Genomic DNA, 16933 nt, shown 5'->3' with positions numbered 1-16933 from the left:
CAACGCTTGCGGCCCGCCGCGAATACAAGTTTCACCGATTTAAAACATATGCGTGATCCCCGCACGCGAAACAAATTGATTGATCGAACCAGACGGATTAAACCCAGCAATCTGGGCATTCTGCGCCGCCCCCGCAGCATGCTGATAAGCGGCCATAGCATACACCGAAGTCCGCTTGGACAACGCATACTGCACGATCAGATTCCCTTGATGATACTTGGGTTCCGTATCGCTCGCATGATCGAGTCCCATGGTCAGCGTGTACCCCACGCCAATGGTGGTAGCAGGCGTCAAAAAATAGACCCCAGAAATTTCATAATTCTGAAAATGCAAGTCATGGCTGCCACTGCCAGACGAAAAATCGACATTCGAGTAGTCCGCCATCAACCTGAAGCTTCCGATGGTATAGGAGGCGCCCGCCGAAAGAACACCCTGGTACCGCGCGCTCGCAAGCGCATTCCCATAGATCACATTGACATATCCAGGCCCACTGCTATACCCCGAAACGGCGGTAACGGGATTATTCACCCGCAGATACCCCACCCCTGCACTAAAAGCCGCGCCGTTGTACACGGCGGCCGCACTATACGAGGCATCGTTCGAGAACTGCCCGGCCTGCCCACCAAACGAATAATGCCCCTCGAACTGGAAGCCACCGATAACCGGGCTCGTATACTTGATCGCGTTATCGACCGGAAATCCGTTATCCAGATTATCCATGTCGTTCGGATGCGCGAAGTACCACCCCCCATAGTTACCGTTCAGCGTAAACGGCTCGATAAGATCGACGCTAGCATCCCACTGCTTCCCAAAGGTCAACTGACCATACTGCTCCGAATGGAGGCCCACATACGCGTTACGCGAAAAAGCAAGACCACCCATCGATCCACCCGACGCCGCATCAAATCCATTCTCGAGCTTGAAGATCGCCGACAACCCTCCACCAAGATCCTCCGAGCCGCGCAACCCCCACTGGCTAGTCTGGGCGACGCCGCTCTTCATCTGCACGAGCGTTCCACCACTGCCGGGCACGAGCGTTCCATCGGGCGAACTGGCAACGTTGCTGGCATAGTCGACGCCCATATCGACAACGCCGTACAACGTCACCGAAGACTGCGCCCAGGCTTGCGAGGCCGACATGGCCGTCAATACCGATGCGGCCAATAGCACTTTCATAGAGTCCCTCCAATAAAGTCTCGTTGTTCACTATCTTGACGATCTCCACGCCTTGACTAACGCGTCTGGCGTCAACTGTCGAAGCGCGGATCGCGATACACTTCCTGCCCGCCCAGCAGCGTGAGCAGCACCTGCGTCTGGCTGATCCCGTACGGCGAGATCTCATGGAGATTGCGATCGACGACAATCAGGTCTGCGTACTTTCCCGCACTCAGGCTGCCCGTGCAGTCGTCGCGCCACGCGGCGTGCGCGGCATGCACCGTGTAGCCACGCAATGCATCGTCGATGCCGACGCGATGGTGGGGCGTGTGAGCCGGCGCGTCGGCACTAGCGCCGGGCTTTTGCCGTGTCACGGCGGTTTGCATGATCTCGAAGGGGTCGAAGCCCGTCACGCCCCAGTCGCTGCTCATCATGCACGTCACGCCTTGCCGGACGAATTCGCCAACCGGATAGATCCACTGGTTGCGTTCGGGACCCAGCATCGCGCCCGCAATCGCATCCATTTCCTCGTTGGGCTGCGCCCATAGCGTCTGAAAGTTCGCCAGGATGCCCAGCGACTTGAAGCGCGGAATATCGGCGGGATTCACGACTTGCAGGTGCGCCAGCTGGTGCCGCGCATCCCATCTTCCGTTCTGACGCGCCGCGTATTCGATCCCGTTCACAGCCGCGTGCACGGCGCCATCGCCAATGGTGTGCACATGAAGCTGGAACTTCTCGCGGTCGAACGCGGCGAAGTATTCGTTGATCTGCTGCTGGCTGAACATCAACGCGGCGTTTCCGCCGTTGTCGCTACGCGGCTCGAGCAGCACGGCGGTGCCGTTCTCCAGTACGCCATCGAGAAAGAACTTCGCCGAGTGCAGGCAAACGCGGTCCCCGTGGTAGGTCTCGCGCAAGTCGATCAGCTCCTGCAACTGCTCGTCGAGCGGTTTGTGCGCGAAGATCTTCGAGGTTGCCCGCACCCGCAGCGTCAGGTCGCCCCGGTCGTGCGAGGTCTGGTAGTTGCGCATGTAATTGCGGTTGACCATCGCATCGAGCACGCCCGTAATGCCGCGACGATTGAATTCCCTGCTGTAGTGCTTCATCGCCTGCAAGTATTCGTCGTCGGTATAGCCCGGTGCGATGCGGTTCATCGCCCAGATCGCATCCTCGACCAGCCAGCCCTTCGGGCTGCCATCCGCGTGACGCAGATAGCTGCCGTTCTCCGGCTCCGGGCTGCCCGGCTTGACCCCCGCGCGCTCGAACGCCGCGCTATTGGCCCAGCCATTGTGGTAGTCGCAGGCCAGCATCAGCGCCGGCCGGCCGCCCGTCACGCTGTCGAGCCGCTCCTTGGTGAGCACGTCCGGGCCGAACAGGCTCGGCGAAAAACCCACGCCGCGAATCCATGCCCTCTCGGGATGTCGCTCGGCAAACTGCCGGATGCAAGCGAGCAGTTCGTCGAGCGTCGTGGCGTCGTACAGCGACGCGTTGTGGTAGAGGTCGGCGCTGCTCAGCTGGAAGTGCACGTGGGTGTCCTGCAAGCCGGGCAGCACCATGCGCCCCTGCGCATGGACGCGGCGAGTCTTCGCGTTCGCGAGGCGCTCGACTTCCGCGTTGCTGCCTAGCGCCACGATGCGGCCTTCGCGTACCGCGATGGCTTCCGCGCGTGGCAAACTGCCGTCCATCGTGTGGATATCGGCATGGGTGATGATCAGATCGGCGGGCTGCGCCATGGTGGCTCCAGATAAGGGAAGTCAGGGCAGACGCGCTCAATCGTTCTTCAGCTGCGACCACAGCCGGTTCTGCAGACGCATGATCTCGGGCGGCACCGGCTTGTTGGCGACGAGCTTCGCGAACACCGGCGGTGGCGGGAACACCGCAGGATCGGCTTTCACGTCCGGCCGGATCAATGGCTTCGCCGAGGGGATCGTGCTCGGATAGGAGGTGTCGTTCGTCAGGTTGGCCGCCTCCTTTTGCGACAGCACGAAGTTGATGAACTTGAGTGCCGCGGCCGGGTGAGGCGCATCCTTCGGAATCGCCAGCATGTCGAACCAGATCGCCGTGCTTTCGGTGGGGATCACATACTTGATGTGATAGGGCTTGCGCGCGGCCTCGGCGGCAAGGCGCGCGGAGTTCACGTCGCCCGACCAGCCCAGCGAGAGACAAATGTCGCCGCCGGCGAGGTCGTTGATGTAACTCGTGGAGTTGAACTGCGTGATATAGGGACGAACGCGCTTGAGCAGTTGATAAGCCGCTTCATAGTCGGCGGGATTCGTCGTCGTGGGGTCCTTCTTCAGATAGATCAGCGCCGTTCCGAATGCGTCGACGGGCGAGTCCAGCACCGATATTCCGCAGCTCTTGAGTTTCTGCGCATTCTTGGGATCGAACAGCAACGCCCAGCTATCGAGCGGCGCATTGTTGCCGAGCACGGCCTTCACTTTCTCGACGTTCATGCCCAGCCCGTCGGTGCCCCATTGCCATGGAACGCCGAATTGATTGCCCGGGTCGTCCTGCTCGAGCAGCTTCAGGCTTGCTGGGTCGATCAGCGCATAGTTCGGCAACTTCGACTTGTCGACCTTCTGGAAGATGTTGGCCTTGACCTGACGCGCCCAAAAAATATCGGACGGCACCACCACGTCGTAGCCGGAGTTGCCCGCCAGCAGCTTGGCCTGCAGCGTCTCGTTCGAGTCGAACTCCTGGTAGACGACCTTGATGCCGGTCGCTTTCTCGAAGTTCGCCACGGTGTCCTTGCCGATCGAGTTGCCCCAGTTGTAGACGTTGACCACCTGATCGGCCGCCTGCGCCGCCGGCATTGCGCATGACAGCAGACCCGCGGCCGCCAGTGCCGCGCAACCCGCCTTGAATCGCCCTACGATTGTTCCAGCCACTTGCCTCTCCTCTGTCTATGGATCGTCACGCTCAACGCCTGCGCGAGCGCATGGGTGCAGAATTTAGCCCGCGAAAATCGGCGAGTCTGTCCTGCTGGAGAGGTGGACAAGGGTATTTACGGACGCCGGCTTCACTCGCGTGAAAGCCGAATCATTGCGGTAGCGCGGCGCGGCGCCGGCATGGCAGGGCCGCTGACCGACCGGATCCGAAACGGGAAAAATGTGACGCGGCGTTGCGTTTAATCCGCGTTGGCCGCCCAGGCGAACAGTTCGCTGCGATTGCGCACGCCGAGCTTGGCGAATGCGCGCTCACAATAGGTCTTCGCCGTGGAGAGTTTGATGTCGAGATGGTTCGCGACTTGCGGCACCGACCAGCGGCTCAGCAGCAGCTTGCAGAGCTCACGTTCGCGCTCCGACAAGCGGATGTTCGCGCGCAGAAGATGGGCGTCGAAGCCCTCGTCGGGTGCCATGGGCATCGCGACCGTGGCGGGCCGGCGCTCACCGTATGACCGCACGTGCGACTCGAACATCGGAAACAACATGTCCGCCATCCGGCGGACATGGAAGAGTTCGTCGAGGCTGAATGCGGACCGCCCGCGCGAGCGCGTCAGGGATAGCGCGTACTGGCACTTCGCGTCCCCGTGCACGAGCATGCATTCCTGCGCGATCCGCGGCTCGTCGAAGAAGCGGCGGCGCAGCTCACCCTCGGCAATGCCGTCGACGTGACGCTGCAGCAGCAAGGTGCCCTTTCTGGCTCGGGCCTGCTGGTTCAGCGGATCGTCGCGCCAATACTGCTGGTAGTAGACCGCCATCAGACTCGACACGTCCGCATACAGCGGACTCCAACTGCCGAACCACTCTACGGTATACCCCGAAGCGCTGCCGGCGCACGGACGCCACCGGTCGAGATGCAGCGCGTCGATCGGGATATGCGCGCTGATGAGCGCCGCTACGGCATCGGCAAACCCTGCCGTGCCCATAGCGCTGACGACCGCGCCGACTGTCGCCGGCTGGACCTCGATCATGGCGTTGCCGCGTTCGCAGGGAACGGAATGCGCGATGGGCATGGACGGGTCCTCGAAATCGGTGCGATTTACGCACAATCCCTCGATCGCGCCGGGGCACGAAGGCCGGATTGCCATCGGTCAGTTTTCTTAGATAGAAGGATGACAATAAAGGTAGCGGACCGCCCCGCTCCGGTATGCCCTACTTGAAGTAGGGCAAGACCGATTTCTCGCGGCGCGCGAGGTCCGTACGATTTGTAATTGCGTGCGTGAATAGCGCGGCTACGCAGCGATTTGCTTGCTCGTCAAGCGCCAGATCGTCTGCGTAGCGTCGTGATGAACACGCTCCTCAATCTGCAGACCGCTCAAGCCAAACAATGCTTCGAGGTCGGCTTCGGTGTAATGGTTGACCCACGCATGCCCCGTGCGCTCGCTCATGTCCGATATACGATCCAAGGGGTTATACGACAAGAGCGCCATCCGATAGACCGACGCAATGCGTCGAAGCAAGGCAGGAACATCGAACAGATATTCGAGCAGCCCGAGCCCTACGATGCAGTCCGTTCCAAGATCAGGCAATTCCTCTTTGTTCAGATCAATAACGATGGTTCGTACATCGCGCCTGACCACATCGACGGGAACATAGCGCACATCTCGTGGCAGGTAGTTCTCCAATGTCATCATTCCGCAACCCACATCGGCTATAGACGATACGCCGCCCAGCATGCTCGCAGCCCGCTGTGCGCGGAGAGCCCAGCTCTCAGTCTTTTCCACGGCGAGCGCTTCCCAGCGCGACATCAGCGTCTGTCGCGAACCTATCGCAGCACTGACAATTCTTTCGCGATCCTTAATATCAAGATCGTAAAAATTGAAACCTGGGCTGGTTTCCTGATCCCCCTGCGTAGACGCGGTGCTGGCGACAGAGCCCTCGCACTCTGCCCGCGGCAGCGTCACTGCCACGCCGTGGAACTCGAGGTCATGGACGCGCTTGCGAAGCTCCGCGTTTTCGCGGCGCAGTTCCCGCAGGGTCGCCTCCTGATGAATGGAATAGCCAAACTTATTGAATGCCTTCTGAACGATACCTTTCATAATCCCCCCCTATTTTGCAATGTTAATTATATTTCTGAAAGAAATAATCTGAAACATACGGAAACAGTTGAGTCTATCCGACGCCGTTGTCGAATGCGAGTCCTTTAACGAACTGTGTCGGTCCCGGCACACAAGACCCAGCTCATGAGGTAGCGGCGGGTAGATTCGATGCACGCTTTTTGCCTTGCGCACGGCAGGTCGCGCGTCGACCTTCATCGACCATGCCGGGCAAAGCGTGAAAAGCGAAGGCACCGCCCATATTCGGCCGCGAGCGCTTGCGTCAATCCAATGAGCCCGGCTTTTCTCGCCGACGTGAGCGCAAAGGTGCGCGTGGCAATCGATTTTCTGGTCGACGCGTTTGCGGGCGTACCGCCATGGGACAAGCGCTGACCTGCTCCAGCGCACTCAAGGTCGAAGGGCGGCTGGGCGCCATGGCGCGCGAGCCGCCAAACCCACCAAAGTACGGAACGCCCCCATGGCTCGCATTGCGCTAGCCGGCAGCGGCGAGTCCAATGCATGTTGCTCCGTTCAAATCCGTTTTGGGATCACACATGCGCTACGAAGACTTCGAGTTCATCCGGTTCGACCCTCAGCCCGACGGCGTATGGCTCGTCACGCTTAACCGCCCTGAGGTCATGAATGCCACCAACAACCGGATGCATTGGGAACTGACCAAAGTCTGGGGCGTACTCAACGATGACCCCAAGGTCAAGGTGGTGGTGGTCACGGGTGCCGGCGATCGCGCGTTCTCCGCGGGCGGTGATCTCTCCGTGGTGGAAGAAATGTCGGAGAGCCAGGAGGCCACGCTGCGCGTGATGAAAGAGGCGTCCGACATCGTCTACAACATGCTGGCCTGCGAGAAGCCCATCATCACCGCGATCAACGGCGCGGCCGTGGGCGCGGGCCTCGCGGTAGCGCTGCTGGCCGACGTGAGCGTGATGGCGGAGGAAGCCCGCCTCACCGACGGGCATACGCGCCTCGGCGTATCCGCAGGCGATCACGCCGCCATCGTCTGGCCCCTGCTGTGCGGGATGGCCAAGGCGAAGTACTACCTGATGACAGCCGACTTCGTCGATGGCAAGGAAGCGGAACGCATTGGCCTCGTGACCTTTTGCGCCCCGCGCGCGGAGGTCCTGCCGAAGTCGCTCGCCATTGCCGCCAGCCTCGCACGCGGCAGCCAGACCGCCATTCGCGCGACCAAGAAATCGCTCAACAACTGGATGCGCATTGCCGGGCCGGTTTTCGACAACTCGCTCGCGCTGGAGATGCTGTGCTTCCTCGGTGCGGACGTCAAGGAAGGGCTGGCCGCGCTGCGCAGCAAGCGTCAGCCGGATTTTCCGTCGGCCCGGTTGCCGCAGTAGTGTACGGCGAGGCGGATCCCACCGCGCGACGACACACACCCTTAAACCTGACTAATAATAGTTAAATCATGAGACAACTCACCCTGCTCCTGGACGGCATGACGCATACCGAAGGCGCACGCTGGCACGACGGCCGCTTCTGGTTCAGCGATCTGTACTCCGAACGAGTGTGTTCGATTCGGGAAGACGGCACCGACCTGCGCACGGAACTGAATGTGCCCCAGTGCCCTTCCGGCATCGGCTGGCTGCCCGATGGACGCCTGCTTGCCGTCTCCATGCACGACCGCAAGCTGCTGCGTCGCGAGCACGATGGTTCCGTCGTGGTCCATGCCGATTTGTTCCCGCACCTCGAATTCGAGCCCAACGACATGGTCGTGGACGCGCAGGGCCGCGCGTGGGTGGGCAACCTCGGCTTCGACGTCATGAAGCTGGCCCCGCGCCGTCCGGGCAGGCTCGCGCGCGTCGATCCCGATGGGTCGGTCACGATGATCAGCGAGCCGCTGCACTTCCCCAACGGCTCGACCGTGATCGAGAACCGCACGCTGGTGGTGGCCGAATCGTTCGGCAATCGCCTCTCCGCGTTCGACATTCAGGCCGATGGCTCGCTATCAGCGCGCCGGGACTGGGCGAGCTTCGGCCCGGTGCCGCGCAACGAAGGCGTCATTGAGTCCATGGCCGAGATCGTGGTCGCGCCGGACGGCATCTCGCAGGCCGACGCCGAAGGCGCCATCTGGGTGGCGGACTTCACGAAGACGCGTGTGCTGCGCGTAGCGCCTGGCGGCGAGATTCTCGAAACGATCCAGACCGAGGATCGCAACTGCTATGCGTGCGCGCTCGGCGGCGCAGACGGACGCACGCTATTCATGTGCGTCACCCCCGCCGATTTCAATCCGGACGTGCGCCGCGCCAACCCGCTGAGCGCCGTGCTGTCCACCCGGGTCGATGTCGCGCTCGCCTGAGCCGCAAGGTCATTTCGCATGGAGGTTTCATGACCACTTCATCCAACAGTGCACAAAACGGCGCACAAAACAGCGCACCAGCCGCGCGCGAGAAGGCGCTCGCCTGGATCAGGCAGGGCGGCAAGCGCCTCCTGATCGGCGGGCGGTGGGTCGACGCGGCGTCGGGCAAGACGTTCGAGGTCGTCAATCCCGCCACCGAGGAAGTGCTCTGCCACGTGGCCGAAGCTGATAGCGCCGACGTCGATGCCGCGGTGATCGCGGCGCGCAAGGCCTTCGAGGCACCGTCCTGGGCTGCCCTCTCGCCGCATGCGCGCACGCGCGCGCTGCTCAAGATCGCCGACAAGATCGAGCAGCATCTCGACGAGCTGGCCGCGATCGAGTCGCTCGACAACGGCATGCCGCTGTGGTTTGCCCAGGGCGCGGCAACGGCCACGGTGGACATCTTCCGCTACTACGCGGGCTGGTGCTCCAAGGTGCTGGGCACCACGATCCCCTCGGACGGCAGCACGCTGATCTACACGCTGCGCGAGCCGCTGGGCGTCTGCGGCCAGATCATTCCGTGGAACGTCCCCATCCTGATGGCTGCCATCAAGTTCGCCAATGCGCTGTGCTGCGGCAACACGGTCATCCTCAAGCCCGCCGAGCTCGCGTGCCTCACGTCCATCCGTCTCGCCGAGCTGATCCAGGAGACCGACTTGCCGGCGGGCGTCATCAACGTGCTGCCCGGCTTCGGCGCCACGGCGGGCGCGGCGCTGGCCCAGCACCTGGGTGTGGACAAGATCGCGTTCACGGGCTCCACGGCCATCGGCAAGCAGATCGTGCGCGACGCCACCTCCAACCTCAAGAAGGTGACACTCGAGCTCGGCGGCAAGGCCCCCAACGTGGTGTTCGCCGACGCCGATATAGAAAAGGCCGTGCAGGCCGCCGTCAAGACTTTCTGCGGCAACTCGGGCCAGGTCTGCTCGGCCGGCACGCGTCTGTTCGTGCAGGAGAGCATCCATGACCAGGTGTCCGAGCGCGTGGCCGAGCTGGCCGCAAGCTGGAAGGTGGGCGACCCGTTCGCGGCCGACACGAAGCTCGGGCCGCTGATCTCGGCGAAGCAGCGCGAGCGCGTCTGGTCTTATATCGGCGCCGGGCAGGAAGGCGGCGCCACATTGCGGCTGGGCGGCAAGGCCTGGAGCGGCGCGGGCTACTTCGTGGAGCCCACGGTGTTCGACAACGTGCGCAATGGCATGCGCATCGCGCAGGAAGAGATCTTCGGCCCCGTGCTCTCGATCATCCCGTTCAAGGACGAAGACGACGCCGTGCTGCAAGGCAACGACACCGCCTACGGCCTCTCGGCCGCGGTCTGGACGCGCGACGTCTCGCGCGCCCACAAGGTCGTGCGCGCGCTGAAGGCCGGGCGCCTGTGGATCAACACGTTCGGCGAGTCCGACCCGGCCATGTCCTTCGGCGGCTACAAGCAATCGGGCTGGGGACGCGAATTCGGCCAGGATTCGATCGAGGCCTATACGCAGACCAAATCGGTCATGGTCCGCCTGTGAGCGCCAGCTTCCATCACACAACAACCGGGAGACACGCCATGGACATGATGAGCACGCCGGCCTTCGTGGAAGGCACCAAGAAACTGCTGATCGGCGGGCAATGGGTCGAGCCGCGCTCGGGCCAGCGCATCGAGGCCATCAACCCGGCCACGGGCGAGCTGCTCTGCCATATCGCCCAGGGCGACGCGCACGACGTCGACCGCGCCGTGGCGGCCGCGCGCCGCGCCTTCGAGGGGCCGTGGAGCCGCTTCACGGCACACGAGCGGCGCAAGCTGCTGCTGCGCGTGCACGACGCCATCCTCGACCACTTCGACGAGCTCGCGCTGATCGAAACGCTGGACATGGGCGCGCCGCTCGCGCGCACGCGCGGCTACAAGGAATGGCTCTCGCAGCTGCTGCAGTTCTACGCCTCGCAAACGGGCGCCGGCTCGGTGGCCGCCAGCCCGCTGTCCATCGCGCCGAACTTCACGGCGCTCAAGCACCTGATGCCCGTGGGCGTGGTCGGCGGCATCATTCCCTGGAACGGCCCGCTGATGGGCCTGTGGTGGATCTACGGCCCGGCGCTGGCCACCGGCTGCACGGCCGTGCTCAAGCCGGCCGAGGATGCCTCCCTGTCGTCGCTGCGCGTCTCCGAGCTGATGATGGAGGCCGGCGTGCCCGAGGGCGTGATCAACGTCGTCACCGGCTACGGCAAGGACGTGGGCCAGGCGCTGGCCGAGCACATGGGCGTGGACCGCGTGGCCTTCACGGGCTCGGTCGGCACGGCGCAAGCCATCGTGCGTGCTTCGGCGGGCAACCTCAAGCGCCTGCAACTCGAGCTCGGCGGCAAGTCGCCCGACATCGTGTTCGCCGATGCCGATCTGGAGAAAGCCGTGCCCGGCGCCTCGATGGGCGTGTTCGCCAACACGGGCCAGGTCTGCGTGGCCGGCACGCGCATCCTCGTGCAGCGCGCCATCCACGACGCGTTCGTGCAGCGCATGGCCGCGTTCGCGAAGACCATCAAGATCGGCGACGGCCGCGAGCCAGGCACGCAGATCGGCCCGCTGATCTCGCAGCGCCAGCTCGAGCGCGTAATGCACTACATGGAGATCGGCGGCAAGGAGGCCGATCTCGTGCATGGCGGCCAGCGCCTCTCCGGCGAGCTCGCCAGGGGCTTTTTCGTCGAGCCCACGGTGTTCGCCAACGTGCGCAACAACATGACCATCGCGCAGGAGGAAATCTTCGGGCCGGTGGCCTCGGTGATTCCGTTCGACACCGTGGAGGAAGCGCTGCAGCTCGCCAACGACACGCCCTACGGTCTCGCCGGCGGCGTGTGGACCCGCAACCTCTCGACCGCGCACAAGGTCTCGCAGGGCATCCGCTCCGGCACCGTCTGGGTCAACTGCTACGGCGTGATCGATCCCGCCGTGGGCTTCGGCGGCACGAAGATGAGCGGCTATGGCTGGAAAGGCGGTAAGGAGCACGTGGAGAGCTTCCTCTACCCCAAGGCCACCTATATCAACCTGGATTGACGCGCGGCCCCGCCGCCGCCCGCTCCAGTCACCACGACAATCAGGACAGACATATGAAAGGCATCGTTTTCAGAGGCGAGAAGAAGCTCGAGATCCTCGATTTCGACGATCCCACACCCGGCCCGCTTGACGCCATCATCGAGATGAAGGCCTCGGGCATGTGCGGCAGCGATCTGCACTTCTACCGCAACAAGCCCGCCGACGTGATCAAGTCGCTCGGTTTCAGGGACCTCGCGTCGCGCGGCATGTCGGAGGACACGCCGATCATCGGCGGCCACGAACCCTGCGGCCAGATCGTCGCTCTGGGCGCGGCAGTCGATCCGCGCGCCTTCAAGGTGCGCGATCGCGTCGCCGTGTTCCACTACGAGGGTTGCCAGCATTGCGACCACTGCCGCAGCGGCTGGACGCAGATGTGCAGCCATGGCGCGGACATCCACGGCGTGATCAAGCACGGCGGCCACGCTCACTACATGAAGGTGCCGGTGACGTCGCTGGTCCACCTGCCCGACGAAGTGTCGTTCGCCACCGGCGCGGCCGTTTCCTGCGGCACCGGCACGGCCTGGGGCGCACTGCTGCGCCTGAACATCACCGCGCGCGACACGCTCGCCGTGTTCGGCCTGGGCCCCGTCGGCCTGTCGGCCGTGCAACTGGCCGCCGCCATGGGCGTGGAGGTCATCGGCGTGGACATCGCCGCCGAGCGGGTCGAGCGCGCGAAGGCATTCGGCGCGGCCCACGTCATCGACGGCAGCAAGGAGGACCCGATCGAAGCCATCCTCAAGCTCACCGGCGGTCTGGGCGCGACCTGCGCCATGGATTGCGCGGGCGGCGAAGTCCCCAAGCAGCAGGCCGTGCGCTGCACCCGCCCCTGGGGCCGCATCGCGCTCGTGGCCGTGGGCGGTACCCTGAGCGTCGACGGCATGAAGGACGTGATCGGCAAGCAGCGCACCATCGTCGGGTCGTATACGTTTTCGGAAGTCGGCATGAACGACTGCATCCGCTTCGTGGCCGACCATGGCGTGGACGTCGACAAGCTGTTCACCGACCGCTGGAAGCTGGAGCAGGCCGAAGAGGCCTATCGCCTGTTCGACGGCCAGGCCGGCGGCAAGGGCGTGTTCCTGTTTTGATTCCAGACTCGCACCCGAGAAGGAGACTCTCGTGACCACCGTGCACGACACCCCATCCACCGTTCCGGCCAACTGCCCGCCGCTCGAACAGGCCGTGGTTCGCTTCATTCAGGAACTGAAATACGAGCACCTCGACGCCCCTGCGCACGCCGGCGTGAGCCGGCTCATGCGCGACCAGATCGCGCTGCAGATCGGCATCTCGAAGATGCCGTGGTCCGCGCAATTGCTGAAATACGCGACGTCACAGCAGCGGCCCGGCAAGAGCCGCGTGAGCGCCTCCACCCTGACCATGAGCGCCGCGGACGCGGCCTTCGTCAACGGTTCGTACGGCCATGGCTTCGAATACGACGATGCCCACGGCCCCAGCTACAGCCACCCGGGCAGTTGCGTGATCCCGGCGGCGCTGGCGATAGGCGAGGAGCTGGGCTCGTCGCTCGAGGAGGTCATCACCGCGATGGTGGCGGGCTACGAGGTCTATGCGCGCCTGGGCGTGCTGGCCCAGCCCGACCTGCTGCAGCGCGGCTTCCATCCGCACTGCACGCTGTCGAACTTCGGCGCCGCCGCCGTGACCGCCAGGCTGCGCGGGTTCGACGCCGAGACCACGCTGCACGCGCTCGCCATCGCGCTGAGCCATGTCTCGGGCACCACCGAGTACACCTCCACGGGCGGCTCCATCAAGCGCATCCATGCCGGCATCGGCACGCGCAACGGCATGGCGGCCGCCGACATGGCCCGCGCCGGCATCACCGGGCCGCGCGCCTTCCTGAGCGGCAACAAGGGGTTCTTCCGCACCTTGCTGCAGCGCCCGGCCGGCGAGGCCCCCGAGCAGCGCTTTGCGCTGGACCGGCCCTTCGAGATCGGCACGGTCTGGCTCAAGGCCTACTGCGCCTGCTACTGCACGCACGCCTATATCGACGCGCTGCGCCCGTTCGCCGAGCGCCGCGCCGAGATCGCCGACGTGCACCTGAAGATCACGCCGCACTTCAACGTCGTCGTCGGCACCGCGAACGCCAATGCCTACGAGCCGAAGAACATCGAGCACGTGCAGTTCAGCCTGCCCATCCAGGCCGCCTTCACGCTGCTGGGCATGGGCAACGGCTACCCGGTCCACCGCGACTACCTGGCTGGCAAGGTGGAGATGGCACCGGTCATCGCCATGGCGCGCAGCATCCGCATCACGGAGGAGCCCGCGCTGGAGCGGCAGTATCCGGGCCGCTTCGTGGCCGACGTGACCGTCACGTTCAAGGACGGCCGCTCCGAGCACGTGTTCGTGGAGGACCCGATCGGCACCGACCGCAACCCCATGCCGGAGCACGAGCAGGACGCCAAGTTCATGGAGCTGACGGGCGATACGCTGGGCGCCGCGCGGGCCCAGAAGCTGCTGGCCACGCTGCGCGAGATGGATCCGTCGATGAAGGCCGCCGAGCTCACGAACATGTGGACTGCTGAGCATTGACGGCGCACATCTGACGGTGTGTGGCGGCGCGGCAATCGAGGTGATCTGCAGCGCCGCTGGCTGGAAGAGCGATCGTGCCACGGGCCACCGGCTCGCCCCCATCGTCGTAAAATGATTGGGGGGTGGCAACATGAAACGTGGACTGATCGCTGGCCTGCTGTGCGGGGCGCTGCTTGCTGGTTGTGTAACGGCGGGCGTCGAAGTGAGCCCCGAACAGATGGCGAACTTCAAGCCCGGCGCGACGACGCGGCAACAGGTGATCGCCGTGCTCGGCCCGGCTTCGGTCGAGAGCGCGCTCGACGACGGCTCGACGCTGCTCGTCTACACCTACGTGACCTCACGGCCCCACCCCGAGACCTATATTCCGCTGATCGGGTCGCTGGTTGGCGGCTCCGATACGCACTCGCAAGCCGCCGTATTTCTGTTCGATCCGAACGGCGTCCTCAAGAGCGAGAACAACACCGCTTCGAACATCGGCACCGGCATGACGAGCGGCAAGAGCGCCGCGCAGCACAGCGCGCCGCCTGCCAGCGCCGAGCCGCCGCCCGCCTCCGTGGACCAGAACGTCCAGCCGCCCGCCGTGCAAAGCGTCGAGCCGATTCCTGGAGAAAACCTCCAGCTCGAGCCGCAGACCGAGCCGCAAACCATCACCTTGCCGCCAGCAGAGCAGAGTGCGCCGCCCAGTCCGGACAAATAGCGACCCAGGCCAGGCGGCGGCAACGCCTGGCCCGGCGCGCGCCAGCAAGGTCAAACCACGTTGCGCAGCCGCAGACCGGCAATGGCCTGCGCATCGAGGCCGATGCCGGCCAGGATTTCATCGGTGTGCTCGCCTGTGAGCGGCGCACGCGTATGGATCTCGGGCGGCGTGCGCGAGAGCGACACGGGCGTGGCCACGATCGGCACCGGCTTCGGCGCGCCGGGGTAGTCCATCCAGTGAATCAGGTTGGCGGCCTTGACGGTCTCGTCCTGCAGCGCCTCGCGCGGCGAGTTGACGGGCCCGGCGGGAATGCGCGCCTGCTCCAGCCGCGCGAGCGCCTCGGCCTGCGAGTAGTCCTTGCACCACGCCTGCATCACCTCGCTCAGGAACTCGCCGTTCTCGCCGCGCAGCGTGTCGTCGGCAAAGCGCGGATCGTCGAGCAACTCGGGCCGGCCCACGAGCTGCGTCCAGCGCTTGAACATCGGCCGGCCGATGACCTGGGTGATGATCCAGCCGTCCTTGGCCTTGAAGACATCGGAGGGACCGTAGCTCGGGCTCCGGTTCCCCATCGCCTGGCGGTCGAGGCCCAGCAGCGCTTCCTCGATCAGCGCGCCGCTGGCCATGTTCAGCCCCGTGCACAGCAGCGACGCGCTGACCTCCTGGCCCAAGCCGCTGCGCTGGCGCTCGTAGAGCGCGAGCATGACGCCCAGCGCGCAGGAAAAGGCGGTGGCGAAATCCACCACGGGCACCATGGCTTTTTGCGGCTGGTCCGGCGTGCCCGCGATGTGCACGGCGCCGCTCAAAGCCTGGCCCACGCCATCGAAGCCCACGCGGTCGCGCACGGCCTCGCTGTTGCCGAACGCGCTGGAGGCCACGAGGATGATGTCGGGCTTGATGCGGCTGAGGCTCGCGTAATCGAGCCCCAGGCTCTTGAGCGTGCGCGGCGGCATGTTGGCGATCACCACGTCGGCGTCGGCAACCAGCTTGCGCACGATATCGCGCCCTTCGGCGCTGTCGAGATCCAGCGTCATGGAACGCTTGTTGCGGTTGACCTGCAGAAACAGCGCGCCCTCGCCCTGCTCCGTGACGGGCACGATGAAGCGGTCTTCGCCGCCTCCCACGCGGTCGATGCGGATCACCTCGGCGCCATAGTCCGCCAGCAGCGCCGAGCAGAACGGCCCGGCGATGAAGCGGCCGAAGTCGAGGACCTTGATGCCTTCAAGCACTTTCATTTTTCTCTCGCATGAGCATCGGCCTGATCCGGGGTCACCCCGGGGTCACTGGCCGATCACGTTGAATTCCGATTGCAGCTCGCGCGCCATCGCCAGCAGCCGTGGCCCCAGCTCGCGCTCGACGCGCACGCGCGACATTGCGTGGCTCGCGCCGATGCAGACCAGCACGAAGGGCGCATTGCCTTCGAGCAGCACGGAGGCGGCCAGCACGCCCAGCTCGGGCTCCCATTCGCCGATGGCCGTGCAATACCCCTTCTCGCCGACCTGCGCGATCCCTTCCAGGACGCGGCGGCGCATCCGTGGCCAATCGCGCGACACGCGCCGCTCCACGTTCTCGAGCAGATAGCTGCGCTCGAGCTCGGGCAGCGCCGCGAGCAGCGACCAGCCCATGGGCGAGAGCGCGATCCCCACCCGCATGCCCACGTGCAACGGCAGCATCACGGGCGATTCGAGGCTGCGGCGGCATTCGAGCACCACGAGGTCGAGCCGGTCGCGCACCGCGAGGCACACGTGCAGCTGGTGCTGGCGCGCGAAGGCCGCCATGCGCTCGCCCGCGAGGCCCTGGATGGCGGAATGGGCGATGGCGGCGAAGCCGAGGCCGAGCACCGCAGCGGAAAGCCGGTACTTGCGCCTGGCGGCGTCGTAGAGCAGATAGCCGAACTGCACGAGCGAGTGGGCGATGCGCGACACCGTGGAAGGCGGCAAGCCGGTGCGCTGCGCGAGCTCGCCGTTGCCGAGCCAGCGCTCATGCGGCGCAAAAGCCGAGATCAGCAACAGCGCGCGCACCAGCGGCGTGACCACCACCGCGCCCGGCTCGCGCCGCGGCGCAGCGGCTAGCCGCCCCGCGGATGGCCGCCCCGCGGAGACATCGGGCAGCGCGTGCTGCATCCCGGTGAGCGGGCGGGCGGTGGTCATG

The 16933-nt window shown here is 64.8% G+C and carries 14 protein-coding genes; 7 read left to right on the top strand and 7 right to left on the bottom strand.

Features of this window, described 5'->3' with window-relative positions:
* Positions 1-39: 39 nt before the first annotated feature.
* The 5 genes from BO1_RS40985 to BO1_RS56690 form a co-directional block, all read right to left on the bottom strand.
* Positions 40-1176 carry a porin gene (locus tag BO1_RS40985; RefSeq protein WP_028222525.1) on the bottom strand — a complete coding sequence of 379 codons (1137 nt, stop codon included), beginning with the start codon at positions 1174-1176 and terminating at the stop codon, positions 40-42.
* Positions 1177-1247: 71 nt separating this feature from the next.
* Positions 1248-2885 carry an amidohydrolase gene (locus tag BO1_RS56695; protein WP_052409800.1) on the bottom strand — a complete coding sequence of 546 codons (1638 nt, stop codon included), beginning with the start codon at positions 2883-2885 and terminating at the stop codon, positions 1248-1250.
* Between the two features lie 36 nt (positions 2886-2921).
* The gene (locus BO1_RS40975; protein ID WP_084688682.1) at positions 2922-3965 is read right to left on the bottom strand and encodes an extracellular solute-binding protein; all 1044 of its coding nucleotides are present in this window, start codon (positions 3963-3965) and stop codon (positions 2922-2924) included.
* 314 nt (positions 3966-4279) lie between these two features.
* Positions 4280-5107, bottom strand: coding sequence for a helix-turn-helix transcriptional regulator (locus tag BO1_RS40970; RefSeq protein ID WP_028222523.1), 828 nt, complete (start codon positions 5105-5107; stop codon positions 4280-4282).
* 219 nt (positions 5108-5326) lie between these two features.
* A complete protein-coding gene (locus BO1_RS56690) occupies positions 5327-6133 on the bottom strand; it encodes a class I SAM-dependent methyltransferase (protein ID WP_052409799.1) in 807 nt (268 codons plus the stop codon).
* A gap of 551 nt (positions 6134-6684) precedes the next feature.
* Here BO1_RS56690 and BO1_RS40955 point away from each other — a divergent pair.
* From BO1_RS40955 to BO1_RS40925, 7 genes are all read left to right on the top strand, one after another.
* Entirely contained in the window at positions 6685-7494 is an 810-nt protein-coding gene (locus BO1_RS40955; protein ID WP_028222522.1) for an enoyl-CoA hydratase/isomerase family protein, read from the top strand.
* 68 nt (positions 7495-7562) lie between these two features.
* Positions 7563-8453, top strand: a complete 891-nt coding sequence (locus BO1_RS40950; RefSeq protein WP_043288699.1) for an SMP-30/gluconolactonase/LRE family protein — start codon at positions 7563-7565, stop codon at positions 8451-8453.
* Between the two features lie 29 nt (positions 8454-8482).
* Complete coding sequence (locus BO1_RS40945) at positions 8483-9997, top strand: aldehyde dehydrogenase family protein (RefSeq protein WP_028222520.1); 1515 nt, start codon at positions 8483-8485, stop codon at positions 9995-9997.
* A gap of 38 nt (positions 9998-10035) precedes the next feature.
* Positions 10036-11508 (top strand): aldehyde dehydrogenase family protein, encoded by a 1473-nt coding sequence (locus tag BO1_RS40940; RefSeq protein ID WP_028222519.1) that lies wholly within the window; start codon positions 10036-10038, stop codon positions 11506-11508.
* Between the two features lie 53 nt (positions 11509-11561).
* The gene (locus BO1_RS40935; protein ID WP_028222518.1) at positions 11562-12632 is read left to right on the top strand and encodes a zinc-dependent alcohol dehydrogenase family protein; all 1071 of its coding nucleotides are present in this window, start codon (positions 11562-11564) and stop codon (positions 12630-12632) included.
* Positions 12633-12672: 40 nt separating this feature from the next.
* The gene (locus BO1_RS40930) at positions 12673-14088 is read left to right on the top strand and encodes an MmgE/PrpD family protein (protein WP_043288702.1); all 1416 of its coding nucleotides are present in this window, start codon (positions 12673-12675) and stop codon (positions 14086-14088) included.
* A 130-nt stretch (positions 14089-14218) separates the two neighbouring features.
* Complete coding sequence (locus BO1_RS40925) at positions 14219-14785, top strand: outer membrane protein assembly factor BamE (RefSeq protein WP_028222516.1); 567 nt, start codon at positions 14219-14221, stop codon at positions 14783-14785.
* 50 nt (positions 14786-14835) lie between these two features.
* Here BO1_RS40925 and BO1_RS40920 read toward each other — a convergent pair whose 3' ends face one another.
* Both BO1_RS40920 and BO1_RS40915 read right to left on the bottom strand, forming a co-directional pair.
* On the bottom strand, positions 14836-16017 hold the full coding sequence (locus BO1_RS40920; protein WP_028222515.1) for a CaiB/BaiF CoA transferase family protein: 1182 nt from the start codon (positions 16015-16017) through the stop codon (positions 14836-14838).
* Positions 16018-16062: 45 nt separating this feature from the next.
* On the bottom strand, positions 16063-16932 hold the full coding sequence (locus BO1_RS40915) for an IclR family transcriptional regulator (RefSeq protein ID WP_245644041.1): 870 nt from the start codon (positions 16930-16932) through the stop codon (positions 16063-16065).
* Position 16933: the final 1 nt, after the last annotated feature.

Origin of the sequence: Paraburkholderia oxyphila NBRC 105797 (assembly GCF_000685075.1) — a bacterium.
Lineage (GTDB): Bacteria > Pseudomonadota > Gammaproteobacteria > Burkholderiales > Burkholderiaceae > Paraburkholderia > Paraburkholderia oxyphila.
Note: the sequence above shows the minus strand (reverse complement) of the source record. Positions and strands in the feature narration are given on the sequence as shown.

Excerpts from the sequence above, each read along its gene's own strand:
- BO1_RS40985 (WP_028222525.1), bottom strand. The coding sequence starts at position 1,176 with ATGAAAGTGCTATTGGCCGCATCGGTATTGACGGCCATGTCGGCCTCG.
- BO1_RS56695 (WP_052409800.1), bottom strand. The coding sequence starts at position 2,885 with ATGGCGCAGCCCGCCGATCTGATCATCACCCATGCCGATATCCACACG.
- BO1_RS40975 (WP_084688682.1), bottom strand. The coding sequence starts at position 3,965 with ATGCCGGCGGCGCAGGCGGCCGATCAGGTGGTCAACGTCTACAACTGG.
- BO1_RS40970 (WP_028222523.1), bottom strand. The coding sequence starts at position 5,107 with ATGCCCATCGCGCATTCCGTTCCCTGCGAACGCGGCAACGCCATGATC.
- BO1_RS56690 (WP_052409799.1), bottom strand. The coding sequence starts at position 6,133 with ATGAAAGGTATCGTTCAGAAGGCATTCAATAAGTTTGGCTATTCCATT.
- BO1_RS40955 (WP_028222522.1), top strand. The coding sequence starts at position 6,685 with ATGCGCTACGAAGACTTCGAGTTCATCCGGTTCGACCCTCAGCCCGAC.
- BO1_RS40950 (WP_043288699.1), top strand. The coding sequence starts at position 7,563 with ATGAGACAACTCACCCTGCTCCTGGACGGCATGACGCATACCGAAGGC.
- BO1_RS40945 (WP_028222520.1), top strand. The coding sequence starts at position 8,483 with ATGACCACTTCATCCAACAGTGCACAAAACGGCGCACAAAACAGCGCA.
- BO1_RS40940 (WP_028222519.1), top strand. The coding sequence starts at position 10,036 with ATGGACATGATGAGCACGCCGGCCTTCGTGGAAGGCACCAAGAAACTG.
- BO1_RS40935 (WP_028222518.1), top strand. The coding sequence starts at position 11,562 with ATGAAAGGCATCGTTTTCAGAGGCGAGAAGAAGCTCGAGATCCTCGAT.
- BO1_RS40925 (WP_028222516.1), top strand. The coding sequence starts at position 14,219 with ATGAAACGTGGACTGATCGCTGGCCTGCTGTGCGGGGCGCTGCTTGCT.
- BO1_RS40920 (WP_028222515.1), bottom strand. The coding sequence starts at position 16,017 with ATGAAAGTGCTTGAAGGCATCAAGGTCCTCGACTTCGGCCGCTTCATC.
- BO1_RS40915 (WP_245644041.1), bottom strand. The coding sequence starts at position 16,932 with ATGACCACCGCCCGCCCGCTCACCGGGATGCAGCACGCGCTGCCCGAT.